This is a genomic window from Lentzea sp. NPDC004782 (genome assembly GCF_040609115.1).
In the GTDB taxonomy this organism is placed as follows: domain Bacteria; phylum Actinomycetota; class Actinomycetes; order Mycobacteriales; family Pseudonocardiaceae; genus Lentzea.
Genome location: NZ_JBEXJN010000018.1, coordinates 49,578 through 68,191, shown reverse-complemented (window position 1 = coordinate 68,191; position 18,614 = coordinate 49,578). Strand labels below are relative to the sequence as shown.

Genomic DNA, 18,614 nt, shown 5'->3' with positions numbered 1-18,614 from the left:
GAGAGATGATCAGGCTGCCGCGCCCGGCCGCCGGCGCTGTCGAACTGGCCTCCAGGATGGGGGTGCGAGGCACCGACCCCCGTCCGCCGTAACGTGCCTGGGCATGGCGACCACCGCACTTCCCCAGGACCTGCGAGCCGATGTCGAAACCCTGTGGGCCTACCACGACATGGGTCACGAGCCGCGCCGCTGCGACGTCGGCATCGGCCTGGGCAGCCACGACCTCGGCGTCGCCACCCACACCGCCCAGCTCTACCACCAGGGCATGTTCCCGCGCATCGTGTTCACCGGCGCCAACGCGCCCACCACGATCGACCGCTTCCCCCGCGGCGAAGCCGTGCACTACCGCGAACACGCCATCGCCCTCGGCGTACCCGCCGAAGTGATCACCATCGAGACTCAAGCGACCAACACCAGCCAGAACCTCACCAACAGCCGCGAAGTCCTCGCCAACGCGGGCGTACAACCGACGTCGATCATGCTGATCTCCCGGCCCTACCAACAGCGACGCGCCTACGCCACCTGCCGCAAAGTGTGGCCCGAAGTCGACGTCGCGTGCTCCTCCCGGCCCATGCCACTCGACGAGTACATCGCCAGCATCGGCGACGTCGACCGGGTGATCAACATGCTTGTCGGCGACACCCAACGCATCACCGAATACGCCCGACGCGGATTCGCCATCGAACAGGACATGCCCGACGAAGTCGACGCCGCCTACCAAAGGCTCGTCGCAGCCGGATACACCAGCCGCCTCATCTGTAATAACAACCGCTCTGCCCGCGCTCCGTCCGCGCGCTGCACGTGTCTATCCGAACGTATGTGCGAACGCGGTGATAGGTTCTCGCGTCATGGATCGGCAGCTTCTCGAACCGTCCCAAATGGACGGCAAGCTCACGTACAGGTTCGACACGACCGGCCGCCGGGTGGCCCTCTTGCCTGCTTGTGCATAACCGGTCTCTGACCGGAACATGCCACCTCAATGATCACGATGCGATGGCATGTCCGCTTCACTCGCTCCGAACTGCCGCAACTGACCACTCCTCTTCCCTTCGTTGCTGAGCTTCCGACTGACTGGGAGGAGTGGCTGCGGCGGGCGGATGTCGTTGCAGGCACACCGTTTCTGCTGTCACCGTCCTATGAGTACGACGTCGTGTTGAACGACTTCTTTCTGGGCGTCGAGATGGTGGCCAGTGCCAGGTACACGCAGTCGGGCTACGCGCGGGACATTGCGGCGTTCCTGACGTTCCTGTGGTCGGCGCGCGAGCGACGCTCGTGGCGGGACGCGACCGAGGCGGATCACTTGGCCTATTTGCACTGGCGGCGCCGCGATCCCGCTGGGCCGTGTGTGTCCGGCGCCGCGTGGGATCGCGAGGTCGCGGCGGTCAACCGGTTCTACCGGTGGGCGTTGAAGCGCGGGCACGTGCGCGTCAATCCGATCCCGCAGGCCACGCGACGTCGGGTTCCGCTGGAGGCGGGGTGGGCGAACCAGGCCACGCTGGACGAGCAGCGGCCGGCCACGTACTCGCACGACGCGGTCCGCGAGCGGGTGGAGTGGCTGCCGCCCGTGGAGTACCGGCAGTGGAGGGAAGTCGGTGTTCGAGGGTTCACGGCTGCAGGGTTGCCGGACGAGCGGTTCCGCGGCCGGTGGGCGGCACGGAACGCGGCGTTCTGCGACTTGATGGTGCGCACCGGGCTTCGCTTGTCCGAGCAGGCGGCGCTGACCGTGTTCGAGGTGCCGCTGGATCAAGGGGTGGGCGGCTATCAGCGGTTCTGGTTGTCGCCGTCGATCGCCAAAGGTGGGTCGGCTCGCTGGGTGTACGTGCCGGCGTCGGTGATCGCTGACTTGGTCGCCTACACCGAGATCGACCGCCCTGCGGTGGTCGAGGCGGCCCAGGATCGATACCGGCAGGTGCGACGGCCGCTGGTGGTGCCGGATCCGGTGCGGCCGGTCGCCATCCAGGTGACCGCGGCCGGGGTCCGTCGGCGCCTCAAGGTGGCACAGCTCGACGCGGCCGAACGTCGGGCGCTGCTGGTTGAGGGGCCGGATGGGCTGGAACCGGCGTTGTTCTGGCTGGGCGAGCACGGCTGGCCGTTGTCGGTGCATCGGTGGAAGAAGATGTTCGCCGAGGCGAACAACCGCTGCCGGAAGGCCGTGGTCGGGCTTGCCGCACACGCCCACATGTTGCGCCACACCTTCGCGGTGGTGACGTTGGAACAGTTGCAGCGCGGTCATATCGCAGTGCTGGCGGAGCTAACGGAGGAGCAGCGCGGTCACTACACGCGGGTCTTCGGCGACCCACTGGACTGGGTGCGCCGCCGGTTGGGGCATCGCTCTGTGGTGACCACTCAGATCTACCTGCATACCCTGTCCGAACTGGAGATGCATACCCGCACGGCACTGGTCCCGGACGGGTGGGAAGACCCACGTGCCATCGCGGCGGACGTGCTGCTGGTCGACGCGCCCTCGAACGATGATCCCTTGGGAGTGCCCGGTGGAGCGTGACGGACGTGGGAGCACCTACGCCGGTCGTCCCGCCGCCGTTCCCGAGCGGGTCTACGTCCCAGCGGCCGAGGTGGCCGACTCCGCGGGCGGCCTGGTCGTCGAGTTCCTCGGCGAGGACGGCCGCAGTGGCACGTTCCTGATAGGCGAGCTCCCATTGCCGGGATGGCATGCCGTGCTCGCGGCGGTGTTCGCCGCGCTGGTCGGCCCGGCGGGCACCCGCCGCACGCTGGCGTCGGCCACGACCGCATGGGGAACACTGGGACGATTCGCCCGGTTCCTGGCCGACTTGCCGGACCCGCCGACGACTCCGCGGCAGCTGATCGCCTCCCAGCTGGACTCCTTCCTGCTACACCGTGTTGACGCGATCGGCGCTGCGGCCGCATGGATGGAAATGGGTGTGCTGCGGCGGATCTTCCGACGGCCGCCGCTGCGTGATCTGGTGTCAACGACGGCGCTGAACTATGTGGGGCGACGCGGCCAGAACACCAAGAAACCGGGGGCACCGGGCTACTCCGACGGCGAGTGGGCACGGCTGGTCGCCGCGGCCCGCACCGATGTCGAGGCGATCCGCGACCGCATCGACGCCGGAGAGCGCCTGCTCGCGGCCTGGTCCGCCAGCCACTCCTCGCTCGACCACATCGATCGGGAGCTGGCCGAGCAGCTGGGGCGGATCGCCGAGAGCGGCGTCGTTCCGCGGCTGGCCGGCGCGATCGGGCAGGAGCGCGGGCACCGCACCGCGCTCGCGCAGCGGCTGTTCGTCACCCAGGCTGACCGGGAACCGTTACTGGTGCTGCTCGGCGCAGTGACCGGCCGCAACCCGGAGACACTCAAGGAGCTGCCCGCCGAACACCGCGTCCTCGACGGCCGCGCGGTCGAGCTGCGGGTCACCAAGCGCCGCCACGGACCACAGCGCTGGTTCGACACGGTCACCTGGGAAATCGGCCCGCCCCACCGCGAACTGCACACCCCCGGCGGCCTCTACCTGCTGCTGCACCGGTTGATGGCCCGAGGCCGCGCGTTCCGTGTCTCGCCGACCGGCTCGAACTCGATCTGGTCGGTCTGGCGCAACGCCCGCACCGGCGGCCTGGCCGGAGTGCACGAACACGAGGACCCATTCGCCGCCAGCCTGACCACCTCCATCAACTTCACTCAGTGGGCACGCCGGCACGATCTGCGCGCCGACCCCGCCGACGCACACACTGCGGCTCCGCCACTGCAAGTGCGGCTACCGCGCGTCCGCACCAGCGTCGAGGTCCGCCGCACCCGCGCGGTCGGCGGTCACCTGCCCTCAGCGGTGCGCTCGAACACCGTCGACGTGCTGTTCGCCAACTACCTTCGCGGAGATCCGACCGCACGCGACTGGGCCGAAGAGGTTCTCCGCGACGCGGTGGTCGACGCCGAGCAAGCGGCGCTGGCGGCGCACGACCGTGTCCTGCACGCGGGCGGGCGCACTACCTTGCGCATCGAACCCGCCCACCACACCGTCGCGGCGCAAGAGGGTGCCTGGACCGCGTGCAGTGACCCCGACCAGCACCCCGGCACCAGCCAGCCCTGCCGCCGCATGTCCTTCCTGGACTGTTTCCACTGCGGGAACTGCGTGATCACGCGCTCACATCTGCCGTCGATCCTCGCGCTGCTGGACGATCTTGCCGCTCGCCGCACTCAGCTCGGGGAAACCAACTGGTGGACCCGCTACGGCCCAGCCTGGGCCGCAATCCAGCGTGACGTGCTGCCGAAGTTCACCCCCGCCGAGCTCACCGCCGCACGCGCGAGTGCACCAGCCGACGCGCTGCTCGAGCTGGCCGAAGACCCCTGGGAGCGCCCGTGACCGCGCACGAGCTGCACGAGCCGGTCGACGCACAGCAGCACGTGCTGGCTGGCCGACCCCTGCGGCCCGGTGTCCTGCTCGCCGAGACCTCCCGGTTCGGCGACGATGTCTGGCGGCTGGAGCATGGCCTGCTCCAACACCACCTAAAGGCCCTCGTCCTCGACTTTCCGTCCGTGCCCGAGCGCTATCGGTTGCACGCCAAGCAGTTGTGCTACGCGATGCTCGCCGGACCGCTGCCACCTGGCGAGCGCCGACAGAACGTGAGCACCGTCTGCAGCGTGTTCAGCGAGGTGCGGCGATTTCTGCACTGGCTCGACGGTCGGCCGCCCGAGGGCACACGTCCCGCTCGCCCCAGCCTCGCCGAGGTGACCGAACAAGACATCACGGACTTCCACCGGCATCTGCTGACGCTGCCCGGCCTCGGCGCACGCCAGCACGCCCGCCACGCCGTCCGCCTGCTCTGGCGCTACCGCACCGGTCTCTCGGACCCGCTGCGCGTCAACCCACATCAGGTCGACAGCTGGTCGGACAGCAAGCGTGCCAGGGAGAACACGACCGACCGCATCCCCGAGCCCGTCCTTGGTCCACTGATCACCTGGGCGCTGCGGTTCGTCGACGAGTTCGCCCCGGACATCCTTGACGCCGAGCAGCGCTGGCGGGACTACCGATCGCGCTTCCGCAACGGCAAACGCGGCCACAACGCCGGTATCTCCCATCAACTCCAGTCCTATCTGGACGACCATGGCCGAACCGGACGTCCACTGCCCGGCCGGCCACGAGGGACGCCCGAATCTGCAGTTCATCGCCGCCGAGATCGGCATCAGCCACACCGGACTGATGCGCCGGCACCGTGACACGGTCGCCTGAGCCGCCGCACTCGTCGGCGCAACTGAACACACCTGGCTGGACACCAGCATCCGCGGACGACTCGACGACAGGCCCTGGATCAGCGGCATCGCGCTGAACCACCCCACCCAGTCGATCCGCAAGCTGGCCCGGCTGCTGCAGATCTCCTGCTACATCGTGATCGCATTCCTGTCCGGAATGCGCGACAGCGAGAAGCGGGCGGAGTTGCATCTGATGACGCATTCAGCACGCTTGCGTACTGGCGAAGTTGCAGGTCAGGGCGCTGTGTAGAGACAGCTTGCTGCTTGATCGACGAATGTGCCAGCACCTCTTGCGCTCGAACCTCCTCGACTCAACAATGTTGCATCTGATGTAACGGAGGGTGGAGTGGGTCGAGCGGCTGATCTGCCGGGCGCTGCGCATCTGGTGCTGGCGGGCAACGTCGTGCACCTCGACCCGGCGCCAGCAGTGTTCGAGGCGATGTTGGAGGGCTGGAACCGGCAGCAGCGGACGCGATTTCTGAAGTGGGAAGGGACGATCAAGCCTCGGTTGTCACTGGTCCGCCGATTCGCCGAGTTCACCAACCAGTACCCGTGGGAGTGGGAGCCCGCCGAGGTCGAGGCGTTCTTCGCCCATCTTCGGTCGACGAATCCGAACTTCACGATCTCGACGGGGCGGCAGTACCAGAACGGCCTGCGGATGTTCCTGGACTTCATCACCGACACCCGTTACGGATGGCTCGCCACCTGCCTTGAGCAGTTCGGCAGGGCTCCGGCGCAGATCCTGCACGAGTGGAACTCAGTGACCCACGTGGCCGAGTTCGAGGGACAGCCGGGGCGGCGCCCACTGACCTACGAGGAGGTCCAGGCGCTGTTCGACGCGGCGGACGCCCGCGTGGACGACAAGCGCGCCCGTGGCCGCAAGGGTTCGTTGACGGCCATACGGGACTCCGCGCTGCTGAAGGCTTTCTACGCGTACGGTCTTCGCCGTCAAGAGATGGTCGGTCTGGACTTGGCGGACTTGAGGCACAACCCCAAGGCGCCGGACTTCGGCCGGTACGGCGCACTGTTCGTCCGGTTCGGAAAGTCGTCCAATGGCAGCCCACCCAAGCGCCGCACCGTGTTCACCGTCCCGGAGATGGACTGGGTCGTGGACGTGCTCGACCACTACGTCACTGAGGTCCGACCGCGGTTCGATGTCGGCCAGCACCCGGCGTTCTGGGTGACCGAACGACGCGGCCGGTTGTCCAAACGCGGTGCCAATGAGGCGTTCGAGACCGCTCGTCAGGAGGCCGGGCTGCCCGAGGAGCTCGACCTGCATAGCCTCCGCCACTCGATGATCACGCACCTCGTGGAGTTCGACTACCCCGAGAGATTCGTTCAGGATCAGGCAGGCCACAAGGTTGCGGCTACGACGGCGATCTACACCGGCGTGTCGGACGAGTATCGCAACCGACTGCTGAAGAGCAAGCTCACCGCGCGCCACGCCGAGCTCTGGGAGAAGCCGTGATCAAGAAGATGAGGATCCGCTGGAACCTCCGCAAGCTCATGGCCATCCAGGACATGTTCCAAACCACCGACCTGGGGCCACTGTTGGCCGAACGCGGCGTTCACCTGTCCCGCGAACAGGTGTATCGGTTGGTTACCCAGTCGCCACAACGATTGTCGATGGACACTCTCGCCGCGCTCTGCGACATCCTGGGCTGCACCCCGAACGACCTCATTGAGGTCGAGACCGTCAACGCCGAAGTCCGCAAGGCCGCCGGCGAGACGACGAACAGGGCACCGGCGGTGCGCCGCACCACGATCCGGAAACCTGAAGGACTGTGATCGCCCCGTCGACGGCGGCCAGACTCGCCCGCCAAGCCGCCCGGATGGACGCCGCGATGACTGCGGCCATCACCTGCATCACTGCGGTGCTACCAGCTATGACGGCCGACGACGCAGCGGTGGCGCTGGACATCGCGGTGCCGACCACGGCGCGGGGCGCGGCACGGTTCATCGAAGAACTGGTCGATCACATGACCGCTCACGCCGATGCGCTCACGTCAGGAAGTTCGCAGTGCCCACCGCTCGTGCTTCGCCTGACCCAGGTTCTGCACGAGGCAGGACAACCAGTCATCCGGCCGGGCTGCGCACAGTGCGGAAAGATCCGTGCCGACCTGCGGCAGCTTCGGTCTGAGGGACGGATTTGCGGGACCTGCGATGCCCGGTCGAGGAAAGGAACCTGCGGCCGATGTGGAGCCACAGAGGCGAAGATCGTCGCCAAACGCCCTGAAGGCGGCATCTGCAACCGCTGCTACTGCGTCGACCCCGAGGTTGTCGAGGAGTGTGGCGAGTGCGGCAGGCTCCGCTGCCCAGCAGTGCGCCTACCCGACGGCGGATCGCTCTGCCGGGTGTGTTGGAATCGCCCCCAGCACACGTGCGTGTCCTGTGGAAAGACGGCCGCCGCCGCGCTTCTCGCCGACGGCGGGGCCTACTGCCACTTTGTTACAACCGAGAGCGGAGGCCGCGTCGGCTCTGCGGAAAGTGCGGCAGGCGCGGCAAGATCGCTCGCAACGCGCACGGGGACCAACCCGACCTCTGCGACAGCTGCTACCGCGGCCCGGAGACCGCTTGTTCACGCTGCGGACGAGTACGACCGTGTCAACGGATCACCTCCGGTGAACCGATTTGCCAGAGCTGCTACGCCCGCGACGAGCGGCCCCGGATGACGTGCGCTCGTTGCGAGCGCGATCTTCCCGTGATGGCTTACTGGCCGATCGGTCCGGTCTGCCAGACCTGCTACACCGCAATCCTCCGGTCCCCAGCCGAATGCGCACGCTGCCAAGCATCCCATCCGCTAATCGCGCGGGACGAGGACGGCGCTGGCGTCTGCGGGCCCTGCGCAGGGCACGACGTAGACTACACTTGCCGGCAGTGCGGACGGTCCGGGAACCCTTACGGACATGGGCGTTGCGCCCACTGCGTCCTCGCCGACAAGGTCAACGACCTGCTCGCTGGTCCAGACGGGACCATCCCAGCTCAACTCCAGCCGCTCGCGGACGGCCTCAGCAAAGCACATTCGCCGTTCAAGGCCATCCAGTGGGTTCACGAGCATCCGAACGCCCAACTGCTGGCCGTGTTCGTCGCCGAAGGCCGCCCGATCAGTCACGACCTCCTGGACGAGCTGCCGCCCGGTGCCACTCTTCAGCATCTCCGACAGATGATGGTGCAGACCGGGGTACTCCCCGAACGACACGAGGACCTCGAACGCGTTCCGGCCTGGTTGGAGCACCATTTGGCCGACAAGCCGGTCGAGCACGCCAACCTCGTCCGCCCGTTTCTGCACTGGCACCTGCTGCGCCGAGCCCGAAGCCGGGCAGGCAAACGCCCTTTCCCCACCACCGTCGGCCGCGACCTGCGCCGCCGGATCCTGGTCGCCCTCGACTTCCTAGCCTGGATCGATGCTCAGGAAACCACCCTGGAAGACCTACGCCAGGACGACCTCGACCGATGGCTTGACGAGGAGAGCACCCAGCGCCGCAATAGGGTCCGCTACTTCCTCGGATGGACAGCCGACCGCGGTCTCAGCCGCCGGCTGACCGTTCCGTCCATCCCGCGCCAGGAACCCGCCGACCTACTCGACGACGATGAACGTTGGCAACTCTTGCAACGCTGCTTGACCGACGAGACCCTTCCACGCGAGGCGCGGGCAGCCGGAGCGCTCATCGTCCTGTTCGCCCTCCAAGCCCAGCGGATCCGGCACCTCACCGCAGACCAGCTCATCGAGAAGGGTGACGACACCTACCTGACGGCGGGGCGTCACCCGATCCTGCTGCCGCCACGACTGGGCGTTCTGCTCCGTGGCCTGGCGGCCCGGCCGCCGGCCCCGCTCATGATCCCCCACGGCCCCAACACTCCGAGGTGGTTGTTCCCCGGCCGCGTTCCCGGGCAACCCATCGACGGCCACAGCCTCACCAACCTGCTCAACCGGCACGGCATCAGCGCCCGGCCTGCCCGCAACGGAGCCCTAGCAGCACTCGCCACCGACCTGCCAGCCGCGATCCTCGCAGACCTCCTCGGCCTCCACGTCAACACGGCAGTCCGCTGGGTCACCTACGCCCGCCGAGACTGGACCGACTACCTCGCCGCACGGGCCGCCGAGCAGAAGAACCGTTCTGCCGTCCAGCCTGTCTCATCGACATGATCTGCCGCCCGCAGAGGAGACACCATGGGATACGCCGAGATGTTCGCCTACCACGTCATGCCGATCACGCGCGCTCGTCGTGATGCAGACGGCAATTACGATCTCCTCCAGTGGGTCGGGACCGGGTTCACTTTCGGCGAAGGCACGTTCGTCACCTGTTGGCACTGCGTCGGCGCGGAGCTCCCTGATGACGAGGTATATCTCGCTGTTGGCCGACGAGGAGGCGTGCAACAGTCGAAGCGGGACTGGCCCATCGAGCTTCAGCAACTCGCCCGAGACACCAACGGAGCCGACCTCGCACTTGCCCGCATCGAGCCGTGGTTCAGCCCACGATTGGCGCTTGCCGCCGATCCCCTGGAGTGGGGCGACGACGTCGTCGCGTTCGGCTTCCCGCACACCCTGGACACCATCGATCCGGAGACCAACGAGAAGCGCATTGAGACCCATGCTCGCGTGTTCAAGGGGTATGTCACTCGCCTGTTCCCCGATGAGTATCAGGGCGACGCGGTAGTCGAGTTGGCGATGCCCGCCCCGGTGGGCATGAGCGGTGGGCCGTTGTTCAACGTTCAACGGTCAGCGGCACGTGGAGGGACATCTAACGAGCCGTTCGAGTGCTTCGGGGTCGTGTTCGGCGAGCGGATCCATCAGACACCCGACGGCGAGATCAAGTTCGGCACGGCCCTTCGGCTCGACACGCTCCGCAACGCCACAGCGGAAGCAACGAACGGCCTTCGCCTTGCCGAGTACCTCACACGCACCGAAGCGGACACTCCAGAGGTCGGGAATACTGCACGGTCCGAATAAGTGCCCTCCATCAGTAAAACGCGCCTATTTATGCTATGGTGACGGTCACAACAGAAGGAGTGGTCAAATATAGAGTGTTATAAAGTACTCGATCATTGGAGAGCAGGTCGGGGTGATGTTGGTTTGCGTATTACGAAACCGTGCAGCGCCAAAGTGTTTCAACGGCATGAGCCGTCCCGGCGGCCACCTCTGCTTCTAGCTCGTCGATCCGGCTGTGTACGACCAGTAGATTGACTAACCGTTCGCCGGCAGAGTCGTCGCCAGCGTCAGCGAGTTGGCGCAACACGTCTAGCGCCTGGTCGGTCTGATCGTGTTTGATCAGCAGGTCAGCCAGCCTTTCGCCGGCCAACCAATCGCCAGCTTCGAAGCGTTGGGCCAGTTCACCGATCCGGTCGAGCGCAGCCAGCGCGTAGACCTCTCGGCGAGCAGCGCTGTAGTCGTTCGTGTCCGCGAGCGGATGCAACGTGCTGGATGGTTGGTCTCCCTGATTGTCGTCAGCCCGCAGGTGGGCCGAACCTTCGGCCGCCTGCGCCTCGCCGGTGTCGACGAGTGGCTGCAGCATGGCGAGTGCTTCCTCGATCAGTCCCTGATCGGCCCCCACTCCAGCAAACTGGACTGCGGCGTGGGCAGCGCGAGCATTACCGAGTTGGGGCAATTCCTCGAGCCGACCCTGCTCGATAAGCAGGGGAACGAAGTAGAAGGTGGCGTACCCATCGCCAGCGTATGCGTACGGGCGCAGTACAGCCATAGCATCGTCGATGTGGCCCTGCTTGGCCAGAAGACGGGCAAGGTAGGTGGCCGCCGATGAGTTACCACAGTCCATTGCCTGCCTGTATAAGGCTTCGGCAGATCCGTTGCGGCCGCGGCGGGCGGCGTTCTTAGCCAAGAGAAGTGCGTCCCCGGGGTCGTGGTGTTCGACGAGTGCTTGCCAGGCGGTGTCGGGGAGGTGGGTAGTACGGCGCACCCGGCCGGCGTACTGGTAGAGGTAGTCAGCGACCTCATACCCTGCGATCTGCCTCATCCCCGCAGGAACGGGTGTGAGTGCGGATGTCGCACCGTTGAGCCTTGTGATGGCGTAGGAGATAGCGTGGAGGAACCAGCCCTTGGGCGCGGTGGCTTGCTGAACGGGGTTGAGGTAGGCGGGTGCCGCCGCGGCGAGGTAATCGCGTGTTATGGCCGCTCGGGCGCCGACGCGGCGGGCGTCGAGTGCGGCAGTGATAACCGCCTTGCCGTAACACTGCTCGGCCGGGGCGTGTTCCCGGTGGTGGATCAGTTGTGGTCCGGCGGCTATGACTTGGGTGAATCCAGTGTCCGGGGTGTCCAAGGCGACGCGGATGCGCCGATCTCCAGCGACGGTCTCGGCACGGCGCCGCTCCGCCGGGGAGAAGTCGTCGGATACATGGATCACGTTGGCCACGCCGAGCAGCTCCCGGTCGTTGGCGTGGAGGTCGGGCCGGCCAGGTGCCCGGACTAGCGTCCGGCCTGCGTACTCGTGAGGCCACAACGTTGCCACCAGCACAGTGCCTGCGGCCACTAAACGCCGAACGAGTCCAGCCGGGACTCCGTGCGAGCTGTCGAGGTAGCGCTGCAACTCGTCAAACCACACCACCGTGCGAGGCAACGGCGCGTCCGCCAACGCGCGGAACGGCTCGATATCTGCCGCATCAGGGTGGATCAGCCACCACTCGGGCAGCACCGCGCAGACTGCCTCGAACATCGCCCGGGTCTTACCCACCGAGGAGCTACCGACCAACAGCACCAGGCCGCCATGCTCGGCAGCAGCGTTGATCGCGGCGCGCAATTCTGGGTCGAAGTCTCGCGGTACGTACGTCGGTAGTTCGCCTTCGGCACCATCAACCTGGATTGACGCATGCACTCCGAGCAGCCGTGGCCGGGCCTCTCGTACTCGCACAGCCCCAATTGGCCGACGCAAGTGCGCGGTGGTGGCCCGTTCCCATGCCGCCGTCCAGGGCGCCTGGGCGTCCCCTTCAACGCCACACGCGGTCAGGAATCTGGTGACGGTCTGCCGTATCGGCGCGGACTTGCCGCGCAATAAGTTGTTCAACGTCGACGGAGGCAAGAGCCGGGGCGCCTCACGCCCGTGGTTGGGGTTGATCGCCTTGTCCAAGTCGGCATACGACCGCGAACCCCGAAGCCGCTGCAACGCACTGGCGAGCTCGGACAGCGTCTGCACCGTCGCCGGATCGACACTGCCTGCGCTGCCGGCGTTCGGGTCGCCGCTCATCGAGGACCTCCAGCCTGTTCGGCGACCTGTCGCCGAACACCCACCGGACCAGCGTAGAACGCAACCAATCTGCCCACGTTCCCGCTGTTCACCCGTTCAGCACCAGCGGGCTGGGCTTCGGCTTCCTCCCACCCCGATGCCGAACACCCTGACCGGGGATTTGCCTCGGAGTCACCTCAGGGAGAACCGGCCGGCTCCTCCCGCCTCAACCCGCGACGGGAGCACACCATGGCAACCAAGCACACCGACAAAACCTGGCGGCAGAAGATCACCCTCGCCGCCATCACCGGCCTTCTCGCCGGCGCCGCTCGGGAACTCGTGTCCTGGGCCCTAGATCACATCCACTGATCCACCATCACGCCTGCAGGCCCGGCCAATCGTCCGGGCCCGCAGCGTGCACAGTTCCCCAACGTAGGAATACTGCACGGTTGGAATACATGCACTCCACCAGTAGTCAAGCACCTGCGCCGCGGATGCGTCACCGTCCACCGCCGACGGCAGGCCCTACCGCTGGAAGCTGACCAGCCGCGCGTTCAAGGGCGAGGCCGACGCCACCGGCGTCGAGGCCACCTGGATCATCGGACATCCGGCAGCCCGCGCGGCCGCCGTTCTGGAGCGGCTGCAACCCACCGACCGGTCGATGCTGTTCTCCCACCTCGCGCACAGCAACGCCACCAGCACCTCCAAGACCGCCCCCACCCAGGCGCAAAGCACCGGCACCACCAACGCCCAGCTCGGCGAACTCGCCCGCTGGATCAACGACTACTGCACCCGGCACGGCCGCACCGACAACATTCCGCCGGTCAACGGCCAACCCTGGCGGCTGTCGACCAGACAGTTCCGCCGCACCCTGGCCTGGTTCATCGCCCGTCGCCCCGGCGGCTCGATCGCCGGCGCCATCCAATACCGGCACCTGAGCGTCCAGATGTTCGAGGGCTACGCAGGCACCTCCGACGCCGGCTTCCGCGCCGAAGTCGAAAGCGAACAAGCCCTGGCCAGAGGCGAGCACCTGCTTGCGCTGATCGACACCCACGAGCACACCGACATCGCCGGACCAGCCGCCGACGAAGCCCGGCACCGACTGGACGGATCCGCCGACCGGGCCAGGTTCAGCGGCACCGTGCTCACCGATCCACACCGTCTCCGGCGGCTTCTGCGGCGTGAGGACCCAGCCATCTATCCCGGCACGTTCGCCACCTGCGTGTTCAACCGCGACAAGGCACTCTGCCACCAGCGCCGGGATAACCACGGCATCGCCCGCCCCACTCTGGGCAACTGCCAGCCGCTCAAGTGCGCGAACGTCGCGCTCACCACCGACAACATCGGCGCGCTGCGCACCGAACGCGACCGTATCGACTACGAGCTCACCCGGCGGCCGAGCCTGCCTCCGCTGCTGCAGCACCGCCTCCTCAGCCGTCGCGACCAGATCAGTCACTTCCTCGACCGCCACGCTCCGGAGGCCTCGTGACCCGCCGCACCGCCCTGCCTACGCGCGACGAGATCCAGGTCGCGATCTCGCACCTCGCCGAAGCCGCCGGCAAGCCGCCGACCGTCCTGGCACTGGCACGCCACCTCGGGCTCGCCAACACCACGTTCCGCCGCAGCTTCCCTGGCATCGCCACCGAGCTCAACCAGCACCGGTCGCAGCCATCACCCCACGACCCCGCCGCCGTCAGCCAGTTCGCGCAGCTCAAACGCGACAACGACAATCTCCGCCAGGACAACCACGAACTCAGACAACACCTCGAACTCGCCATCTCGAACATCCAACGGCTCACCCTGGACAACCATCAGCTACGGCAAAATCTCGAAGCCGCCGTCAAGGTTCGTCGGCTCGACGGCCGTCACCCCTGACGCGGAAAGGCCGCGCGCCCCGCCGCTCCGGCGGTCAGGCAATGGCCCTCGGGGTTGCACCCGGCGTGTCGGCCGCCGTGCGCCTTGTTTGTTCGGGCGGACAATGGTGCCCATTGAGGCCGACCTGTTAGCGCGCCAGCATAGCAGGACGATAAGTTGCCCCTTAACGTCAACCACTTCCCGCGATCCAAGGGCGCAAATGAAGCATCATTTAGCTCAGATCCCCGCAGCACGCCGAATTCGACTCAATCGATTATTCAGAAACAATCCACAAAGGACGCTGATTGTCCCGCTGGATCATCCTCTGACTGACGGACCTCGCACGGTCCATGCGTGCACCCTCAACAGCCTCGTCGGGCAGCTTGCCGTCAGCGGCGCGGACGCGGTCGTGGTCCATAAAGGAAACGTGCGCTTCATCGATCCGGCGTGGTTCAAGCAGCTCTCGCTAATTCTGCACTTGAGTGCGAGCACCGCACATGCGCCAGACCCGGATCACAAGGTCCTGGTGGGAACCGTCGAGGAGGCGCTGCGCTTAGGGGCCGACGTCGTCAGCGTGCACGTGAACATCGGCGCCCGCGAAGAGGCACGACAGCTCGCGGACATGGCAGCCGTGGCGGAGTCCTGTGACCGCTGGAATGTTCCTCTACTGGCAATGATGTACCCTCGCGGGCCTCAAATCGCAGATCCACGTGACCCCGCGATAGTAGCGCACGCCGTGACGGTGGCTGCAGAACTCGGCGCCGATATCGTCAAGACCTACTACGTCGGCTCGGACGAAGCAATGCGACAGGTCACGTCCATATCGCCAATTCCGGTCGTCGTAGCTGGCGGGCCGTTCACCACCAGCGAGAATGATCTGATGGAGTTCGTCGATGGTGCGCTGAACGGCGGCGCGGCCGGACTTGCCATGGGGCGGAACATTTTTCAGGCTCCACATCCTGGCGATCTCACCCGAATGGTTGCGCAACGGGTGCACGGCGATATCGTGCCAGCGGCGCCGACCGAGCTGCTCGCCGCTCACCCGCAGCTGACGTAGCCACTTCGCATGTTTTCTGTTCGACCGCCTCAACCCTCCACATAGCCGAGGATGTAAACCGTATGAAGCTCACTTGGGTCGACGTGCGCACGTGCCCGAACAAGGCCGCTGTCATGGAGGAAGCTCTCCACATCAAGGTGGATGGAATCCTTTCGGACTCCATCGCCGATTTCGACGGCCTGCCGCCGACAGTGCGGAAGGTCTTCTTTCCAGCCGGAAAGAGCTTGCCTGACGACCTCAGTCAGGTTGACGTGGTGATTGTGGCGCCGGACGAGCACGGGCAGCCTCACGAGCTTGCAACAGCTCATCCTGAGGTGGAGTTCGGGCAGTACGTCGAGATCATCGACGCTGCGACGCTGGACGAGGCGTGCCAGTCAGCGCAGAGCAACCACTGGAGCCTGCTGCACTTCCGCGACCCTACGAAGATCCCGCTGGAAATCGTGATCGCCGCCGCCGCAGATTCATCCGGAAAGCTGATCACCATCGCTCAAGACGTAACCGAGGCTGAAATCATCTTCGGTGTCCTGGAGCACGGTTCGGACGGCGTCATGCTGGCGCCCGCAATGGTGGGTGACACGACAGCGCTCAAGGCAGCGGCGGACGGCACGAGTCCCTCGCTGGACCTCGTGGAGTTGACGATCACGGCGACCGAACACGTCGGCATGGGCGAGCGGGCCTGCGTCGACACATGCACCTACTTCCGCAAGGACGAAGGCATCCTGGTCGGCTCGCATTCCAAAGGCATGATCCTCTGTGTCAGCGAGACCCATCCGCTGCCCTACATGCCCACCCGTCCGTTCCGGGTCAACGCGGGCGCCATCCACTCCTACACCCTCTCGGCCGAGGGCCGTACTCACTACCTCAGTGAGCTGAAGTCCGGCAGCAAGGTCATGGCAGTCGATACCTCAGGCCGGAGCCGGATGGTCACCGTGGGTCGTGTCAAGATCGAAAGCCGCCCGCTGATCTCCGTGGACGCCGTAGCTCCGGACGGGCGAACGGTCAACCTGATCTTGCAGGACGACTGGCACGTGCGCGTGCTCGGCCCGGCGGGCGCGGTGCTCAACAGCACCGAACTCAAGCCGGGCGACACGGTCCTCGGCTACCTCCCCACCCAGGACCGGCACGTGGGCTACCCGATCAACGAGTTCTGCCTGGAAAAGTGACCGTGGGCGACACAAAGCCACTGGAAGTCGCGGTTGTAGGGGCAGGCATCACGGGGCTCACCCTGGCAGCGGCACTGCGGCGGGCCGGCATCGGTGTCGTGGTGTACGAGAAGACGAACGCCTTCGGCGACATCGGCGCGGGCATCCAACTCGCCCCCAACGCGGTGCGTCTGCTGCACCGCCTCGGGCTGGCGGACGCCCTGGCCGCTGTCTCGGTGCGATCGACCGCGATCGAAATACGGGACGGGCACACCGGTCGGGTCCGGGACCTGATCTCGCTGGACGACTGCGAGAACCGCTACGGCGCGCCGTACTACCTGCTCACCCGCTTCGACCTGCACACATTGCTTGCATCTCAGCTTCCGAACGACGTGGTCCAACTCGGCAAGGCCTGCGTCTCGGTGACCGAGAGCGACGCGGTCGTTCAGTGCCGGTTCGCCGACGGCACCGGCGCCGAGGCCGATGTGCTGATCGGTGCTGACGGCATCCGCTCAGCGGTACGCGGTGCAAGAATGGACGACCGGCCCGACTATTCCGGCTACAGCGTGTATCGCGGGTTGGTCGACGCGAACGGGCTGCCGATCTCGTTCACCGAGCCGCGGTCGGTCATATGGACCGGCACTGATCGGCACTTCGTGTGCTACCCGGTAGCAGGCGGCAGAATGGTCAACTTCGTTGCGACCGTGTCGGCGCAGGCGTGGGGTGCTGAGTCCTGGTCGGAACCAGGAGAGGTCGACGATGTGCTTGACGCGTTCGCTGACTGGGACAGCCTGCGTCCCCTGATCGAGGCTGCCGGCACGGTCACCCGCTGGGGCCTGCACGTCCGAGAGGACGGCCTGGATTGGACCACGGACCGGACGGCACTGGCAGGCGACGCCGCGCATCCGATGCTGCCGTTCACTGCGCAGGGCGCCGGTCAGGGCATCGAGGACGCGGTCGCCCTGACCGCCGCGCTGACACGCCACGGGGACAACGTCCCACTGGCGCTGCAGGCCTATGAGCAGGCACGCCGCCCTCGAGCCGTGAAGGTCCAAACCCTGTCCCGGGACATGGCACGCACCTTCCACAGCAACGCCACCGAACCTCAGCAACATCCAGAAGCCCGTCTGGCAAGCGACAGCCTCGACTGGCTCTTCAACCACGACGCGGAAGCATTATGACAACTACCGAGACGACCACCGAACACACTCGCCTCCAGAACGCATTGCCGGTCCTAGCTGATCACGACATCAACGCCTACCTCGCGCGGATTGGTGCTGATCGACCGGACCGTCCGACCCTGGAGGCGCTGCGGCACCTTCAGGAACGCCATGTGCTGTCGGTTCCGTTCGACACCATCGCGGTTCACACCGGAGAACCGGTGCAGTACACGCTCGACGCCGTACGAAAGATCGTGGAGCAGCGGCGAGGCGGCTGCTGCGTTGAGCTCAACTCCGCGTTCGGCACCCTGTTGAGCGCGCTCGGTTACCAGGTGGAGTTGCTTCCGGGCCAGATCTACCGGAAGTCGGTACTCGACAAAGGTAGCGGCCACATGGCGCTCGGGGTCACAGTTACGTCGTTCGGGCAAGACCAGGGTCCTTGGCTGGTCGACGTCGGCCAGGGGTACAACAGTAGGCACCCGCTGTGGATGAACCTGCGCGAAGCGCAACCCGATCCGCACGGCACGTATCTGCTGACCAGCGCACCCTACGGCGACGTCGACGTCTCGCTTGACGACAACCTGTTGTACCGCTTGGAGACCAGGCCGCGCGAGGTGGGGTACTGGAACCGAACCCTGTGGTGGTATCGCACCTCCCCACGCTCGCCATTCGCGGCGGCACCGATCTCCATCGCACGCACGGAACAGGGAAGAAAGACGCTGCGGGGGAACGAGTTGATCACGGAGAGCGACGGACAGCGTGTGCTGCAACGGTTCGACAGCGACGAAGCATTGCTGAACGCCTACCTCGAGCACTTCGGCATTGCACTAGATCGGGTGCCCTCGGCACAGGAACGGATGTTCACCGCAATAGCCGCCGAGACGGACACAGCATCAGCCTAGGAGCAGTGATCGGGTGAGGCGGCCTCCAGGACTACTGCCGCCACTGTGCCAACCGAACCACCGTTCGACCGAACCGGAGCCCGATGATGATCACCTGTTTGCTTAG

14 protein-coding genes and 1 pseudogene are annotated in these 18,614 nt (G+C 66.2%); 14 read left to right on the top strand and 1 reads right to left on the bottom strand.

What is annotated here, in order from left to right; all coding sequences use genetic code 11:
- Nucleotides 1–103: 103 nt before the first annotated feature.
- The 8 genes and pseudogenes from ABZV40_RS18685 to ABZV40_RS18650 form a co-directional block, all read left to right on the top strand.
- Nucleotides 104–757, top strand: a pseudogene (locus tag ABZV40_RS18685) (YdcF family protein); the annotation flags it as partial.
- A gap of 222 nt (nucleotides 758–979) precedes the next feature.
- Nucleotides 980–2,503, top strand: a complete 1,524-nt coding sequence (locus ABZV40_RS18680; RefSeq protein WP_355442516.1) for a tyrosine-type recombinase/integrase — start codon at nucleotides 980–982, stop codon at nucleotides 2,501–2,503.
- Between the two features lie 70 nt (nucleotides 2,504–2,573).
- Nucleotides 2,574–4,331, top strand: coding sequence for a hypothetical protein (locus ABZV40_RS18675; RefSeq protein WP_355442513.1), 1,758 nt, complete (start codon nucleotides 2,574–2,576; stop codon nucleotides 4,329–4,331).
- Nucleotides 4,328–5,185 carry a hypothetical protein gene (locus ABZV40_RS18670; protein ID WP_355442510.1) on the top strand — a complete coding sequence of 286 codons (858 nt, stop codon included), beginning with the start codon at nucleotides 4,328–4,330 and terminating at the stop codon, nucleotides 5,183–5,185. Before ABZV40_RS18675 ends, ABZV40_RS18670 begins: the two co-directional genes overlap by 4 nt.
- Nucleotides 5,186–5,564: 379 nt before the next feature.
- Nucleotides 5,565–6,686, top strand: a complete 1,122-nt coding sequence (locus tag ABZV40_RS18665; protein ID WP_355442507.1) for a tyrosine-type recombinase/integrase — start codon at nucleotides 5,565–5,567, stop codon at nucleotides 6,684–6,686.
- A gap of 8 nt (nucleotides 6,687–6,694) precedes the next feature.
- Nucleotides 6,695–7,006: a helix-turn-helix transcriptional regulator gene (locus ABZV40_RS18660; RefSeq protein ID WP_355442712.1), complete on the top strand. Its 312-nt coding sequence runs from the start codon at nucleotides 6,695–6,697 to the stop codon at nucleotides 7,004–7,006.
- A 1,291-nt stretch (nucleotides 7,007–8,297) separates the two neighbouring features.
- The gene (locus ABZV40_RS18655) at nucleotides 8,298–9,365 is read left to right on the top strand and encodes a hypothetical protein (RefSeq protein WP_355442504.1); all 1,068 of its coding nucleotides are present in this window, start codon (nucleotides 8,298–8,300) and stop codon (nucleotides 9,363–9,365) included.
- A gap of 24 nt (nucleotides 9,366–9,389) precedes the next feature.
- Nucleotides 9,390–10,169, top strand: a complete 780-nt coding sequence (locus ABZV40_RS18650) for a serine protease (RefSeq protein WP_355442502.1) — start codon at nucleotides 9,390–9,392, stop codon at nucleotides 10,167–10,169.
- Nucleotides 10,170–10,299: 130 nt separating this feature from the next.
- On the opposite strand, the gene ABZV40_RS18645 is transcribed toward ABZV40_RS18650, so the two are convergent.
- Entirely contained in the window at nucleotides 10,300–12,414 is a 2,115-nt protein-coding gene (locus tag ABZV40_RS18645) for a hypothetical protein (RefSeq protein ID WP_355442499.1), read from the bottom strand.
- 640 nt (nucleotides 12,415–13,054) lie between these two features.
- Between ABZV40_RS18645 and ABZV40_RS18640 the strand changes: the two genes are divergently transcribed.
- From ABZV40_RS18640 to ABZV40_RS18615, 6 genes are all read left to right on the top strand, one after another.
- The gene (locus ABZV40_RS18640) at nucleotides 13,055–13,882 is read left to right on the top strand and encodes a hypothetical protein (RefSeq protein WP_355442496.1); all 828 of its coding nucleotides are present in this window, start codon (nucleotides 13,055–13,057) and stop codon (nucleotides 13,880–13,882) included.
- Complete coding sequence (locus ABZV40_RS18635) at nucleotides 13,879–14,268, top strand: hypothetical protein (RefSeq protein ID WP_355442492.1); 390 nt, start codon at nucleotides 13,879–13,881, stop codon at nucleotides 14,266–14,268. Before ABZV40_RS18640 ends, ABZV40_RS18635 begins: the two co-directional genes overlap by 4 nt.
- A 199-nt stretch (nucleotides 14,269–14,467) precedes the next feature.
- Nucleotides 14,468–15,304, top strand: a complete 837-nt coding sequence (locus tag ABZV40_RS18630) for a class I fructose-bisphosphate aldolase family protein (RefSeq protein ID WP_355442489.1) — start codon at nucleotides 14,468–14,470, stop codon at nucleotides 15,302–15,304.
- A 62-nt stretch (nucleotides 15,305–15,366) separates the two neighbouring features.
- Complete coding sequence (locus ABZV40_RS18625; RefSeq protein WP_355442486.1) at nucleotides 15,367–16,467, top strand: 3-dehydroquinate synthase II; 1,101 nt, start codon at nucleotides 15,367–15,369, stop codon at nucleotides 16,465–16,467.
- A complete protein-coding gene (locus ABZV40_RS18620; RefSeq protein WP_355442483.1) occupies nucleotides 16,464–17,627 on the top strand; it encodes an FAD-dependent monooxygenase in 1,164 nt (387 codons plus the stop codon). Before ABZV40_RS18625 ends, ABZV40_RS18620 begins: the two co-directional genes overlap by 4 nt.
- Nucleotides 17,624–18,508, top strand: a complete 885-nt coding sequence (locus tag ABZV40_RS18615) for an arylamine N-acetyltransferase (protein WP_355442480.1) — start codon at nucleotides 17,624–17,626, stop codon at nucleotides 18,506–18,508. The genes ABZV40_RS18620 and ABZV40_RS18615 overlap by 4 nt, the downstream gene beginning before the upstream one ends.
- Nucleotides 18,509–18,614 lie beyond the last annotated feature (106 nt).